Consider the following 12,747-nt stretch of genomic DNA (forward strand, 5'->3'; position numbering starts at 1 on the left):
GAAGACGGTCGTCACAGGATGGAAGCGGCGATGATGATGGCCACCCCGATGTGCGCGATGCCCTGCACCCACACCGCCGGATGGCTTTCCGGCTGCACGAGGATCTCGCCGAGTTTGCCGGGGGTGAGCGCGTCGATGACCAGGAAGGTCACCCCCATCACGACCAGGCCGATCGCCGAGTAGACCACCGTGTAGGTGAGTCCCTCGAGCAGGCGGCCCTCGCTGGCGACGATGGCTGCCGTGACGATGATCGCGACCGCGAAGAGGTTGGCGCCGACCAGGATTCCGGCATTGCGGTTGCGTTCGGACCAGACCTGTTGACGCAGCTTCCCCGGCGTCAGCAGGTCGACGATCGCGAAGGACACGATCATCAGGATCACTCCGACACCCGCGTAGGCACCTGCGGCGTAGGCGTTCTCGGTCATGTCAGCGAGCATGGTCATCTCCGTGGGTTCGGTCGAACGGGATCGGTCGCAGGGACAGGGGGCCGGGTCCGGTCGTCATTTACCGCCACCTCCACTGCCGCCGCCGCGATTGCTGCTCCCGCTGCCGGAATAGCCCGGCATCGGAACCCAGAAGGCGCCGACGTAGTTGTGGTACCGGTTGTAGCCCGACCGGTAGTCGCGGCTCAGCATCACACGGGTCTGGTTGGCGGCGTACGGGAAGAGTGCGACCAGGTAGTCGGGGTACTGGAGGAACTGGGTGCCCGCGACATTGCCCGTTCCGGAGGCGCCGGCGCGCTGGTCGGTGGGGCGCTCGGCGTCGCGGATCTCCGCGGCCACCTCGGCGGGCGTGCCCTCGGCCACGTAGGCGTCCACATCCCCTTCGTCGAGGCCGGTGTTGCGCTCGTAGTTCTGCGCGATGTGATCGCGTGCCGAACCGCCCAGTCCGTCGCCGCGCAGGGCTCGGGCGCCGCACGCGCCGAGCAACGCGAAAATCGTGATCACCACGATGACGCCGATGATGATGTTGCGGATCCGGTTGAGGCGGCGGCGCGGATCGGGCGCCGGTTCGTCCGGGGACGGGGGTGGGTGGTTGCCGGGCGGCGGGTAGGTCATGCGGTTGCCGCCCCGCGGTGGATCACGCTGGTCGTGATGACCACCTCACCGGCCTGCGGGTAGGTGTGCCAGGTGTGCCACGAGATCGAGTCCGCCGACAGGTCGGAGACGATGGCGGTCACCGCGTGGGGATCGCCGGGAAAGACACCCATCACGCTCGGATTCCCCGCCGCCATCTGTTCGGTGACGCGGACGCCGAGTTGCTCGACGAGCGCGGCCAATCGGTCGTCGTCGGCCCGTTCGATCCGGGAGCTGAAGAGGTAGCCGCTGTCCTGGAGGCTCTTCGGCAGGGCCGAGGTCACCTCGGGCAGACATGCGACGGTCTCGCAGATGCGTTGCGCGCCGTCGTCGACGACGACCTGATGGCTGGCACCGAGCAGGCGGACCGACACCGTGATGCCGTCGATCTCCCCGTCCTCCCGGGCCAGGGGCTCCTGGAGCGGGGCGTCGAGCGAGAAGCCGAGCTGAGCGGCACTCGTGTCGGCGTACGCGACGGGGAGTCGAGTGACGGACGCACTGAGTTCGCCGGGCTGTTCTGACATGTGTCTCGCAGTCCTTCGTCGCTCAGGTGGTCTGATCGGTGGGGTTGCTGGGGAAGATCCGGTAATCGGCCCGGGTGAGGAGTTCGCCGCGCGCGCATTCCCACCCGCTGCCGTAGTCCTCGAAGGACAAGCGGTCCTCGCCGGCCTGATAGTCGTGGTAGGCCATCCGGCCGGATGTCGCGACCCCGGTCGTGCCCGCCGAGGTGAACCGGGCGTTGCCGGCCTCCTCGGAGTGATAGCGACGGCCGTCGACCTCGACCGTGTCGGGCCCGGGTTCGGAGACGACGCCGGACAGTTCGTGCCACAGCACTACCTCCAGGTCGGGATCGTCCTCGACCGAGATCCACGCCTTGGTGCCGAGCCCGGTGTCGAGGAAGTTCTCGGTCCAGGTGTAGCCGTCCTGGGTCAGCCGCAGCGTGCCGCGGACCGCGTAGGTCTCTCCGCGCAGCTCGACGAGGTCGCCGGGCTTCAGCTGCCGCGGATCGCCGTAGACCGAGTCGTCGTCGGCCGAGGAGAACGGGTCCCCGGGCCGGTAGGTGCGGTTGCGCAGGGCATCGGCCTCGGCCTGTCGGGCCCGGCGGTTGCCCAGAAAGTTGAAGATGACGACCACCGCGATGATCGCGAGCAGTGCCACGACGATGATCAGCAGGAACTCCACTCCGCCGACCCTATCCGGATCCCGGGAGACCGTCAGCCCGCTTCGGCGAGCCGAATGACGCCGCTACCACTCCGCCCGCGCGTCGACGCCGCGCAGGAGCTCGATGACCGGGGCGAACTGCTCGAGCACCGGTTCGAGGACCGTGAGGTAACTGATCCCGGTGGTCTCGCGGAGTTCGACGAGCCGGTCGGCGATGTCGGCGGCGGTGCCGATGAGGATCGACGGCAGATCGAGAAACTCCTGCGGACTCATCGACAGCTCCCACTTCTCGATGTTCTTCGCGGCGACGCCGGTCGCGTCGTCGGTGACCTCGACGATCTGCATCAGCAGGTTCCACTCGATGGTCCCGGCGCGGTCGCCGGCCGCGGCCCGGGCGAATGCGACGCGTTCGGCGAAGTCGTCCGCCGACAGCGGCTCGAGGTCGCCGTCGCGACCCGTGCGTGCCGCGGTGAACCCGACGATGTCGGCGTGCTCGGCGGCCATCCGGAGCACGCGGTCGCCGTTCCCCCCGAGGAGCAGCGGTACGCGCTCCTGCACCGGACGCGGGGTGTGGTCGGGGTCGGTCAGCAGCGACATCGTCCGCGCCACGGTGTCGCCCAGATGGTCGACCCGGCGACCCGCCGGCAGGAATTCGATTCCCGCCGACTCGAACTCCTCCTTGACGTAGCCGGTGCCCAATCCGAGCTCGACGCGACCGTGGGACAGCTGGTCGACGGTCGCGACGTCGCGGGCGAGCAGCGTGGGGTTGGTGAACGCGGCGTTGAGGACGAAAGGGCCCACTCGGAGGCGCTCGGTCGCGGCGGCAGCCGTCGCGAGTGCAGGCCAGGGGCTCGGGATGCCCAGGTGATCGGGGACCAGCAGGACATCGAAGCCGAGCTCCTCGACGTGCTGCGCTCGTCGCTGCCACGACGCGCCGCTGTCCACCGCGAGCATGTCGACCCCGAACCGGAACGCCCTGGACGCGAGAGACATGTCCACAACCTAACCGGGGCCGCGACGGCCGGCCGGGTGAATGCGGTGGCGTCGGGCCCGCCGCAACCTTGCACTCGGCAGGGGCGAGTGCTAAAACGGACGTTGGCACTCGCGAGCTGTGAGTGCCAGGTCGGGACGGTGAGATCGGTACCGAATGACACACCGGTCGTCCGTCGCGGGCACCGAGTCCGGCCATACGAACCTAGTGTCACCCCCTTCGGAGGATCACTTACCCATGGCCAAGCAAATCGCGTTCGACGAAGAGGCCCGTCGCGGCCTCGAGCGGGGCCTCAACAGCCTCGCCGACGCCGTCAAGGTGACGTTGGGACCCAAGGGTCGCAACGTCGTTCTGGAGAAGAAGTGGGGCGCCCCCACGATCACCAACGATGGTGTTTCCATCGCCAAGGAGATCGAGCTGGAGGATCCCTACGAGAAGATCGGCGCCGAGCTGGTCAAGGAAGTCGCCAAGAAGACCGACGACGTCGCGGGCGACGGCACCACCACCGCCACCGTGCTGGCCCAGGCTCTCGTCCGTGAGGGTCTGCGCAACGTCGCTGCCGGCGCCAACCCGCTGGGTCTGAAGCGCGGCATCGAGAAGGCCGTCGAGGCCGTCACCGAGTCGCTGCTGAAGAGCGCCAAGGAGGTCGAGACCAAGGAGCAGATCGCTGCCACCGCCGGTATCTCGGCCGGCGACCCCTCGATCGGCGAGCTCATCGCCGAGGCGATGGACAAGGTCGGCAAGGAAGGCGTCATCACGGTCGAGGAGTCCAACACCTTCGGCCTGCAGCTCGAGCTCACCGAGGGCATGCGCTTCGACAAGGGCTACATCTCGGGCTACTTCGTCACCGACGCCGACCGTCAGGAAGCCGTCCTCGACGACCCGTACATCCTGCTGGTCTCGGGCAAGGTCTCGACCATCAAGGACCTGCTGCCGCTGCTGGAGAAGGTCATCCAGGCCGGCAAGCCGCTGCTGATCATCGCCGAGGACGTCGAGGGCGAAGCCCTCTCGACCCTGGTCGTCAACAAGCTCAAGGGCACCTTCAAGTCCGTCGCCGTCAAGGCTCCGGGCTTCGGTGACCGCCGCAAGGCCATGCTGGCCGACATCGCCATCCTCACCGGTGGCGAGGTCATCAGCGAAGAGGTCGGTCTCTCGCTGGAGAGCGCCGGCGTCGAGCTGCTCGGTACCGCTCGCAAGGTCGTCGTCACCAAGGACGAGACCACCATCGTCGAGGGCGCGGGCGACCCCGACGCCATCGCCGGTCGCGTGGCCCAGATCCGTGGCGAGATCGAGAACAGCGACTCCGACTACGACCGTGAGAAGCTGCAGGAGCGTCTGGCCAAGCTGGCCGGCGGTGTTGCGGTCATCAAGGCCGGCGCGGCCACCGAGGTCGAGCTCAAGGAGCGCAAGCACCGCATCGAGGACGCCGTGCGCAACGCCAAGGCTGCCGTCGAAGAGGGCATCGTCGCCGGTGGTGGCGTGGCCCTGCTGCAGTCGGAGCCGGCCATCGACGCACTCTCGCTCGAGGGTGACGAGGCCACCGGCGCCAACATCGTCCGCGTCGCTCTCTCGGCTCCGGCCAAGCAGATCGCCGTCAACGCCGGCCTCGAGCCGGGCGTCGTCGCCGACAAGGTCCTGAACTCGCCCACCGGCACCGGCCTCAACGCCGCCACCGGTGAGTACGAGGACCTGCTGGCCGCCGGCATCAACGACCCGGTGAAGGTCACCCGCTCGGCGCTGCAGAACGCAGCCTCGATCGCGGCTCTGTTCCTCACCACCGAGGCCGTCGTCGCCGACAAGCCCGAGAAGAACGCTGCTCCGGCGATGCCGGGTGGCGACGAGATGGGCGGCATGGGCTTCTGAGCCTGAGCTCTCCACCTCGGAGCGACACGCTCTGACATCTCAACGGGACCGGCCCACTCCTTCGGGAGTGGGCCGGTTCTGTTGTCTCTCAACCGCTTTCTCCAAACCTGCCGGGAGCGCCCGGAATGCGGCGCGGTCGAAGGGAGTTGAAGACGGCATGGCCTCTCCCATCACAGTCGACATCGGGTCCGACATCGCGTGTCCCTGGTGCTTCATCGGGAAGCGGCGCTTCGAGGCGGGTCTCGCCGGGTTCGCCGGCCGCGACGACGTCGAGGTGACCTATCGCAGCTTCGAACTCGCCCCCGACACGCCCGTCGACTTCGAGGGCTCGGAGATCGAGTTCCTCGTGCGGCACAAGGGGATGCCCGCCGCGCAGGTCGAGGGGATGCTCGAGCAGGTCCGCGGGATCGCGGCCGACGCCGGGCTCGACTACGACTTCGACCGCCTCCAGCACACCAAGACCCTGAAGGCCCATGAGGCGCTGCACTTCGCGCGAGCCCACGGGCGCCAGCTCGAGCTGGCGGAACGACTGTTCCAGGCGTACTTCGAGCAGGGCCGGCACGTCGGCCGTCCCGCCGAGATCGCGGACCTGGCCGCCGAGGTCGGGCTGGACCGCGACGCGGTGCTGGCCGCTCTGGAGTCCGGTGACCATGCCGACGCGGTCGCCGCGGACATCGAGCAGGCGCGGGCCTACGGGATCAGCGGCGTTCCGTTCTACGTCTTCAACGGCAAGTACGGGGTGTCCGGCGCTCAGCCCGCCGAGACCTTCACCCAGGTCCTGGAAAAGGTCCACGCGGACTGATCGTGTGTGGACCGCCGGGCTCCGCGGGTAAGGCTGCGTGATGCAGACGTTCCTGCCGTACCCGGACTTCCGGCGATCCGCCGAGGCCCTCGACCCCACGCGGCTCGGCAAGCAGCGCGTGGAGACACTACAGATCCTGCGTGCACTCGAGCTGTACGACTACGGCTGGGGCAACCATCCCGCGGTCACCATGTGGCGTGGGCACACTCCCGCCCTCGTCTCCTACGGCCTCGCCTTCGTCGACGTCTGGCTACGTGGGGGACGCGCGGACACCACGGCCGCGATGATCGCCGAGTTCGCTCCGGAGGCGGTGGGCGTGTCCCAGTCGGATCTCGCCGACGCCGGTCTCATGCCTCCGTGGCTGGGCGACGATCGTCTTCATCGCAGCCACCGTTCGGCGTTTTCTGCGCAAGGACCCGGACTTCTACGTCGCCGAATTCGGCGACGTCCCCGATAACCTCCCGTACTTCTGGCCGGGACCTCCCGCGACGGTTCCCGACCTGGACGACCGGGGCCGAACGGTATGGATCATCCGGGCTTCGTCGACGGAGCAGTACGACGAATTCCGCCGCCGCGACATCGTCGGTCTCGGCGCGGAGTCCGGCATCGACTCCGATGCCGCGATGGCGACCTCAGATGGTCTGCGCGCCCTGCTCAAGGAGTGCAGCCCGGGACGACGGCCGGGCAAGGACCTCCGCGTCCTCGCGTCTTTCGTCGACGACCTGACCCCCGGTGACGAGGTGGCGGTCGTCGATCCCGACGACCCCGAGATCCTTCGGCTCGGGGAGATCGAGGGTGACTACGAATTCACGAGGCGGGGAAAGACTCTCGCACCGCATCGGCGGCGCGTCCGGTGGACCGGCACATTGGCACGTGCGTCCGTGTTGCCTCCCGCACTCCTGCAGAACCCGCGGACGATGTTCCCGGTGCCGGTCGAGACCGAATAGACAGGCCGGACCGGGAAGCGTGGTCCGTTTGGGTGAATTCGGCGGCTTGTCATAGCGAACCGGCGATTGCAGAACGCTATTACGTGGTGGTCGACCCTCCAATTCGTGTCCCGTCCCCGACATAAAGCGGACGCATCCGACGATGTTGAGTATCGTCCGACGTATCCGGATCGATTCCTATTCGTTCGTATTCCGTTGTCGAGACCGAGGCGCGGTTGAAGTCAGTTGAAGGGACACTGATGTCTGCTGTTGGCGGTGACCGCCACCGACGCCTGACCGTTGCGCTGGTCTCTGTCTTGACAACCGTTGCCGCCCTTGCCATCCCGTCGACGGCTTCGGCTGATGACGGGGTGCATGCGGCCCGTGTCGAGCGGCTGGCCGACGCCGTCGCGCAAGGTCGTGTCCTCGACCTCGCCGTACATTCGGCATCGATGAGACGTGACGTCCCGGTCCGCGTGCTGGTCCCTGCGGACAGGTCGAAACCGCGACCCACGCTCTATTTGCTGAATGGCGCCGGTGGCGGCGAGGGAAACGGGCATTGGTTCGAGCAGACCGATATCGTCGACTTCGTCGATGACAAGAATGTCAACGTCGTCGTCCCCATGCGCGGTGCGTACAGCTATTACACCGATTGGGTGAATGTGGACCCGGTCCTCGGCCGCAACAAATGGACGACTTTCCTGACCAAGGAACTCCCGCCGGTCATCGACGGCGAACTCAACACCACCGGGGTCAACGCCATCGCGGGTATCTCGATGGCGGGAACCTCGGCGCTGAGCCTTGCCGAAGCCGCTCCCGATCTCTACACCGCGGTCGCGTCGTACAGCGGCTGCGCGGAAACGAGCACCGACGTCGGCCGGCTGGCGATCCAGGCGGTGGTCGAACTCCGCGGTGGCGGTGACGTGACCAACATCTGGGGGCCGATCGGGTCGCCGGCGTGGCGAGAGCACGATCCGGTGGTCAATGCCGGCAAGCTCCGCGGGAAGTCGATCTACATCAGCTCGGGTACCGGCCTGCCCGGCCCGCACGACCGGCTCACCGGTGCGGGGATCGGCGGCGACACCGTCATCTACGCCGATCAGATCGCGGTGGGCGGTGTCATCGAGGCGGCGACGCATCACTGCACGCGCAACCTCGAGCGCCGGCTCGATCAACTCGGCATCCCGGCGACGATCGACTACGAACCCGGGACGCACTCCTGGCCGTACTGGCAGGACCAACTGGCCAAGTCGTGGCCGACGCTCGACCGCGCGCTGAGTCGTTGACCGCGGCGTGATCGGCCGCCGGTCGCCCGCTTTCCGCGCCGATCTGCCACGATGAGTCGCGTGACGACACCCGGTGCACCGAGCCCGATCGGCAGCCTGCCGAATCTGCGTGACCTGGGCGGCTGGCGGACCGGCGACGGGCGAGTGGTGCGCTCCGGGACGCTGTTCCGGTCGACGGACTTCTCCTCACTCGCCGACCCCGACCTCGCCGCGCTCGCGGGCCTCGGGCTCCGGACCGTGTACGACCTCCGGTCGGTGCATGAGCGGGAGGCCATCCCGGACCCGGCACTGCCCGGCGCCACCGGGATCGGCCTCGATGTGCTCGCCGATGCCCAGATGTCGATTCCGGCCAACATCGGTGCCGTGCTCGCCGATCCGGTGGCGGTCGCCCAGGCCGGTCAGATGCTGGCCGGCGGCAAGGCGCGCGAGATGATCTCCGGTACCTACCGCGAGATGATCACCCTGCCCAGTGCCATCGAGGCCTATTCGGAGTTCTACCGCGGACTGCTCGGCGACGCGCCCAGTCCGATCCTCTTCCACTGCACGACCGGCAAGGATCGCACCGGCTGGGCTGCAGCCGCGTTCCTGACGCTCGTCGGGGTGGGCGAAGCGGACGTCTACCGTGACTACCTGCTGACCAACGAGCGGCTCATCCCGGCGCTGAAGCACATCTTCGACGGCTTCGCGGCAGCAGGCGGCGACCCGCAGCTCCTGGTCGGCGTACTCGGCGTCGATGCGGGATATCTGGATGCCGCGTTCGACGAGGTGCACAGCAGGTTCGGCGGGATCGAAGGGTACTTCGTCGAGGCGCTCGGGATCGGTCCGGGCGAGCAGGAGAAGATCCGCGAGCGGTTCCTCGTCGAAAGCTGACTGGCACTCTGGCGTGCCGAGCTATGTATAGTTGCATAGACCACTCGGGCCCAGATGAAGGAGCAGGTCATGGCGCCGCATTCCGCCGAATCCGTCATCTCCGGATCGGAGGCGCGCGGTCCGCGTGAACGGATGATCGTCCATGCCGCGGACCTGATCGGACGTGATGGTGTCGCCGCGACCTCGATCGGCGACGTGATCACCGCGAGCGCGGCGCCCCGCGGGTCCATCTACCATCACTTTCCCGGTGGCAAGACACAACTCATGACCGAGGCCGTCCGCTACGCAGGCGATTTCATCGCCGAACGACTCGCGCGCCGGGCGACGCTCACACCGGCCGAGACGGTCCGCGAGATCGGCGACGTCTGGCGGCGGATGCTGGTCAACACCGATTATCAGTTCGGCTGCCCGGTCATCGCGGGCGGTCTGGCGCGACGCGGTGAACCCGAGGTCGCCGATGCCGCGGCCGAGATCCTCCGCCGCTGGGCCGATCTCATCACCGCCCGGCTCGTCGTCGACGGCGTGGACAGCGAACGCGCCGACTCGCTGGCCAATCTCGTCGTCGCCGCCATCGAGGGTGCCGTCGCGCTCTGCCAGACTCAGCGCAGCGTCGAGCCGCTCGACCGCGTCATCACCGAACTGGCCGCTCTCTGCGACGCCGCGGTCTATCGGCAGTGACGCCGGCCGGCGCCGCCTGAGGCTTCGAACCCGCAGGACCTGGTCCTGGTCATCTGTTCACCGTTGGTTTGGGAAGGGCTCCGTAGTAGGTTCACGGTGGCGCTACCGCGGTGGTATACGCCGTGAGAACGACGCTGGGCCGAGTTCGGGAGGAGATACGATGACGCCGGTCTTCCGGCACGAGCTGGGCTCGGACTTCGACCGCCTCCATCCCAACGTCGCATGGCGTTACGGCATCGATTCCACCTCCGGTGTCGCGCAGATCTGTCACGGGATGTACGAGTCGGTGTACGTGTCCTCGGCGCTCCCCCCGCCGGCTCTCTGGCACTACGCCAAACGGAATGCGCTGCCGTCCAAGACCAGCCGGATGGTTCCGTTCACCCAGGCCTACTACTGCTACACCGACGAGCTGGAGCGGGAATCCCTGGCTGTACTGCGGACCTTCCAGTACACGACCGGTCCGCGCAAGCTCAACTCGCTGCTCGTCGCGGGACGCACCGGGCTCGTCGACTACTTCGGCGACGGACCCGAGTTCCTGTATCCGATCGAGCCCTCGGTGACCCCGGGCGGCGAACTGCTTCTCGAGAGCGGACCGATGCGCTGGCTGGGACGCGGGCCGAAGGTGGGTATGCGCGGACTGTTCACCGCGCAGATGAAGTACATCGAGGGCTGGGACGAGAAGCGCGAACGCTTTCGCTGCGACATGACGGTCCGCAACCCCGTCATCGGCGAGATCATGCATTTCCGCGGTTGGTTCACCGCCGTGGACCAGGCGTGCACGCTCCGCGACATCCCCGACGAGGCGTGGCCGGTGAACCTGGTCGACCGCGAGAGCTGAGTCTCCGCCGCCGGCCGGACCGTGTTTTGGTCAACCGACCAGGATCGGGGCCCGTCGGCCGACGGTTCGTTGTGTGGCCGTGACCGTCGGGCGGTAGGTTCACCCCATGGCTGTCTCCGCGAACATCGAATTCCACGTCGCCGCCCCGGTCTCGGTGGTGATGGAAGTGCTCATGGACATCGAGTCCCTCCCCGATTGGTCGGGCCCGCACAAGGAGGCCGAGGTCCTCGACGAGCACGACGACGGCAAACCGAGGACCGTGCGCATGGTGGTCACCGCCGCCGGGATCTCCGACGAGCAGACGTGCACCTACGAGTGGACCGAGACGACCTGCGAATGGCACCTGGTCAAGTCGAATCAGCTCAGTGAACAGCACGGCAAGTACACCGTCACCGAAACCGACACCGGCGCGCACGTGCACTTCGACCTGGGCGTGGATCTCAAGATCAAACTTCCGGGACTGATCGTCAAACGAGCACAGAAGATGGCCGTCGACACCGCACGTAAGGGGCTCTCCGCCGAAGTCGAGAAGCGCGCCGCCGGCTGAACGATCAGGGTCGTGCCCCGGGGGTCGTCATCCGGACGATGTCGCTCCGACGATCCCCTCGGGTGGTCCGCACCGGCCCCGGGTACCCTGGGATCGTCATCTGCCCAGCCGTCGCGTCATGGAGGCCAAATCCTTTGAATATCAACAAATTTGCTGTGCGGGCACTGGTCCTTCTCGCCGGCGGAGCCGGTTGTGTCGCATTCGCCGGATTGTCCGGTGAAGGTGTCGCGTCGGCTGTTACGTGCTCGGCGTCCAACGGGACTCAGATCGAACGGGTCGTGGGTGCCAGCGGATGTGGCGCCAAGGCCGGGTTGGGCAGCCGCGCGATCGCCGAGGACCGCAGCGGCAACGGCACCGCCATCTCCGTGTCGGACAACGGCGGCAACGCATCGTCCTACAACCTGCAGCCCGGGTCGTCGGCGCTCGCGGGTGCCAACTCGCGCGGCGTGGCGTATTCGGTGACCACCGGCCCCAAGGCGTTGTCCATCGCGCAGGCGCGACGCGGCGGCACCACGGTGGCGGTCGGCGGGTGGGGCGGGCAGGCCTACGCCGGACCCGACGGGGCGCAGTGCAGCGGCGGTTTCGCGGCGGGCTTCGACTCGATCACCGGAAAGGCTTGCCTGCATTCGGGTTCCATCGATCTGCGGAACTGACCGGGTGAGCGGCCCACTGATCTGAGACGAAAACACCCGACGCGGCGCGTCGTTCACCGGCGCGTCGGGTGTTGTCCGCCCAGGCGTCCTATCGTGGGATCGTGACCGATCTCCACGACGCAGACCCCCACATCGGCCCGGACTTCAGTGTCCTGAACGGCCGGGAGGCACTTCAGCAGCTCGTCGACCTGCACGACGTCACGCAGTTCACGGTCAACGACGACGATGACGACGACCCGGTCCTGCTGACGCTGCCCCACCGCAACGTCGTCGACACCTGGCGCCAGGACTATCCGTACTCCGAGCGCATGAGCCGGCGCGAGTACGAGGTCACCAAACGTCGTCTGCAGATCGAACTGCTCAAACTGCAGAAGTGGTCCAAGCAGACCGGGCAGCGGCACCTGCTGGTCTTCGAGGGCCGCGACGCCGCCGGCAAGGGTGGCACCATCAAACGCTTCAACGAACACCTCAACCCGCGCGGTGCGCGCGTGGTCGCGCTGGAGAAGCCCAGCGAGCGCGAGGCGACCGAGTGGTACTTCCAGCGTTACGTCCAGCATCTGCCCGCCGGCGGCGAGATGGTCTTCTTCGATCGCTCCTGGTACAACCGCGCCGGTGTCGAACGGGTGATGGGTTTTTGCAGCCCGCCGCAGTACACCCAGTTCATGTCGCAGGTCCCGGCCTTCGAGAAGATGCTCGTCGACGACGGCATCAACCTGGTGAAGTTCTGGTTCTCGGTGACCCCGCTCGAGCAGCGCACGCGGTTCGCCATCCGCCAGATCGACCCGGTTCGGCAGTGGAAGCTCTCGCCGATGGACCTCGCGTCGTTGGACAAGTGGGATGCCTACACCGAGGCCAAGGAGGCGATGTTCGCCGCCACCGACACCGACCACGCGCCGTGGACGGTGGTGAAGTCCAACGACAAGAAGCGGGCACGCATCAACGCGATGCGGCACGTGCTCAGCCTGTTCGAGTACGACGGCAAGAACCGCGAGTTCGTCGGCCGGCCCGACCCACTGATCGTCGGACGTGCCGCCGACGTCGTGGGGGAGTAGCCGT

The 12,747-nt window shown here is 67.5% G+C and carries 16 protein-coding genes; 11 read left to right on the forward strand and 5 right to left on the reverse strand.

The window, feature by feature from the left end:
- Window positions 1-11: 11 nt before the first annotated feature.
- The 5 genes from IHQ52_RS05950 to IHQ52_RS05970 form a co-directional block, all read right to left on the reverse strand.
- Window positions 12-437, reverse strand: coding sequence for a DUF350 domain-containing protein (locus tag IHQ52_RS05950; RefSeq protein WP_006436848.1), 426 nt, complete (start codon window positions 435-437; stop codon window positions 12-14).
- A 63-nt stretch (window positions 438-500) separates the two neighbouring features.
- Window positions 501-1,058, reverse strand: coding sequence for a DUF4247 domain-containing protein (locus tag IHQ52_RS05955; protein WP_006436847.1), 558 nt, complete (start codon window positions 1,056-1,058; stop codon window positions 501-503).
- Window positions 1,055-1,600 (reverse strand): DUF2617 family protein, encoded by a 546-nt coding sequence (locus tag IHQ52_RS05960; RefSeq protein ID WP_006436846.1) that lies wholly within the window; start codon window positions 1,598-1,600, stop codon window positions 1,055-1,057. Before IHQ52_RS05960 ends, IHQ52_RS05955 begins: the two co-directional genes overlap by 4 nt.
- Before the next feature lie 22 nt (window positions 1,601-1,622).
- Complete coding sequence (locus IHQ52_RS05965; RefSeq protein ID WP_006436845.1) at window positions 1,623-2,258, reverse strand: DUF4178 domain-containing protein; 636 nt, start codon at window positions 2,256-2,258, stop codon at window positions 1,623-1,625.
- 63 nt (window positions 2,259-2,321) lie between these two features.
- Window positions 2,322-3,230, reverse strand: a complete 909-nt coding sequence (locus tag IHQ52_RS05970) for a TIGR03621 family F420-dependent LLM class oxidoreductase (protein ID WP_006436844.1) — start codon at window positions 3,228-3,230, stop codon at window positions 2,322-2,324.
- A gap of 235 nt (window positions 3,231-3,465) precedes the next feature.
- On the opposite strand from IHQ52_RS05970, the gene groL reads away from it, so the two are divergent.
- The 11 genes from groL (at window position 3,466) to ppk2 (ending at window position 12,743) form a co-directional block, all read left to right on the forward strand.
- Window positions 3,466-5,091: a chaperonin GroEL gene (gene groL / locus IHQ52_RS05975; protein WP_006436843.1), complete on the forward strand. Its 1,626-nt coding sequence runs from the start codon at window positions 3,466-3,468 to the stop codon at window positions 5,089-5,091.
- A 157-nt stretch (window positions 5,092-5,248) separates the two neighbouring features.
- Window positions 5,249-5,893: a DsbA family oxidoreductase gene (locus IHQ52_RS05980; RefSeq protein WP_006436842.1), complete on the forward strand. Its 645-nt coding sequence runs from the start codon at window positions 5,249-5,251 to the stop codon at window positions 5,891-5,893.
- A 40-nt stretch (window positions 5,894-5,933) separates the two neighbouring features.
- Window positions 5,934-6,350 (forward strand): MSMEG_6728 family protein, encoded by a 417-nt coding sequence (locus IHQ52_RS05985; RefSeq protein WP_309148638.1) that lies wholly within the window; start codon window positions 5,934-5,936, stop codon window positions 6,348-6,350.
- 166 nt (window positions 6,351-6,516) lie between these two features.
- Window positions 6,517-6,840 carry a hypothetical protein gene (locus IHQ52_RS05990; protein ID WP_232513163.1) on the forward strand — a complete coding sequence of 108 codons (324 nt, stop codon included), beginning with the start codon at window positions 6,517-6,519 and terminating at the stop codon, window positions 6,838-6,840.
- A gap of 239 nt (window positions 6,841-7,079) precedes the next feature.
- On the forward strand, window positions 7,080-8,105 hold the full coding sequence (locus tag IHQ52_RS05995) for an alpha/beta hydrolase (RefSeq protein ID WP_096272982.1): 1,026 nt from the start codon (window positions 7,080-7,082) through the stop codon (window positions 8,103-8,105).
- 51 nt (window positions 8,106-8,156) lie between these two features.
- Window positions 8,157-8,975: a tyrosine-protein phosphatase gene (locus tag IHQ52_RS06000; protein ID WP_096272984.1), complete on the forward strand. Its 819-nt coding sequence runs from the start codon at window positions 8,157-8,159 to the stop codon at window positions 8,973-8,975.
- Between the two features lie 69 nt (window positions 8,976-9,044).
- Complete coding sequence (locus tag IHQ52_RS06005; protein ID WP_096274891.1) at window positions 9,045-9,653, forward strand: TetR/AcrR family transcriptional regulator; 609 nt, start codon at window positions 9,045-9,047, stop codon at window positions 9,651-9,653.
- Window positions 9,654-9,813: 160 nt separating this feature from the next.
- Window positions 9,814-10,491 carry a DUF4166 domain-containing protein gene (locus tag IHQ52_RS06010; RefSeq protein ID WP_006436837.1) on the forward strand — a complete coding sequence of 226 codons (678 nt, stop codon included), beginning with the start codon at window positions 9,814-9,816 and terminating at the stop codon, window positions 10,489-10,491.
- A gap of 106 nt (window positions 10,492-10,597) precedes the next feature.
- A complete protein-coding gene (locus tag IHQ52_RS06015; protein ID WP_006436836.1) occupies window positions 10,598-11,038 on the forward strand; it encodes an SRPBCC family protein in 441 nt (146 codons plus the stop codon).
- 134 nt (window positions 11,039-11,172) lie between these two features.
- Window positions 11,173-11,691: a DUF6764 family protein gene (locus IHQ52_RS06020; protein ID WP_006436835.1), complete on the forward strand. Its 519-nt coding sequence runs from the start codon at window positions 11,173-11,175 to the stop codon at window positions 11,689-11,691.
- A 101-nt stretch (window positions 11,692-11,792) separates the two neighbouring features.
- On the forward strand, window positions 11,793-12,743 hold the full coding sequence (gene ppk2, locus IHQ52_RS06025) for a polyphosphate kinase 2 (protein ID WP_024500235.1): 951 nt from the start codon (window positions 11,793-11,795) through the stop codon (window positions 12,741-12,743).
- Window positions 12,744-12,747: the final 4 nt, after the last annotated feature.

Origin of the sequence: Gordonia amicalis (genome assembly GCF_022059885.1) — a bacterium.
GTDB lineage: Bacteria > Actinomycetota > Actinomycetes > Mycobacteriales > Mycobacteriaceae > Gordonia > Gordonia amicalis.

Bases quoted from the DNA above. Each gene is read 5' to 3' on its own strand.
- IHQ52_RS05950 (WP_006436848.1), bottom strand. From the start codon at position 437: ATGCTCGCTGACATGACCGAGAACGCCTACGCCGCAGGTGCCTACGCG.
- IHQ52_RS05955 (WP_006436847.1), bottom strand. From the start codon at position 1,058: ATGACCTACCCGCCGCCCGGCAACCACCCACCCCCGTCCCCGGACGAA.
- IHQ52_RS05960 (WP_006436846.1), bottom strand. From the start codon at position 1,600: ATGTCAGAACAGCCCGGCGAACTCAGTGCGTCCGTCACTCGACTCCCC.
- IHQ52_RS05970 (WP_006436844.1), bottom strand. From the start codon at position 3,230: ATGTCTCTCGCGTCCAGGGCGTTCCGGTTCGGGGTCGACATGCTCGCG.
- groL (WP_006436843.1), top strand. From the start codon at position 3,466: ATGGCCAAGCAAATCGCGTTCGACGAAGAGGCCCGTCGCGGCCTCGAG.
- IHQ52_RS05980 (WP_006436842.1), top strand. From the start codon at position 5,249: ATGGCCTCTCCCATCACAGTCGACATCGGGTCCGACATCGCGTGTCCC.
- IHQ52_RS05985 (WP_309148638.1), top strand. From the start codon at position 5,934: ATGCAGACGTTCCTGCCGTACCCGGACTTCCGGCGATCCGCCGAGGCC.
- IHQ52_RS05990 (WP_232513163.1), top strand. From the start codon at position 6,517: ATGGCGACCTCAGATGGTCTGCGCGCCCTGCTCAAGGAGTGCAGCCCG.
- IHQ52_RS05995 (WP_096272982.1), top strand. From the start codon at position 7,080: ATGTCTGCTGTTGGCGGTGACCGCCACCGACGCCTGACCGTTGCGCTG.
- IHQ52_RS06000 (WP_096272984.1), top strand. From the start codon at position 8,157: ATGAGTCGCGTGACGACACCCGGTGCACCGAGCCCGATCGGCAGCCTG.
- IHQ52_RS06005 (WP_096274891.1), top strand. From the start codon at position 9,045: ATGGCGCCGCATTCCGCCGAATCCGTCATCTCCGGATCGGAGGCGCGC.
- IHQ52_RS06010 (WP_006436837.1), top strand. From the start codon at position 9,814: ATGACGCCGGTCTTCCGGCACGAGCTGGGCTCGGACTTCGACCGCCTC.
- IHQ52_RS06015 (WP_006436836.1), top strand. From the start codon at position 10,598: ATGGCTGTCTCCGCGAACATCGAATTCCACGTCGCCGCCCCGGTCTCG.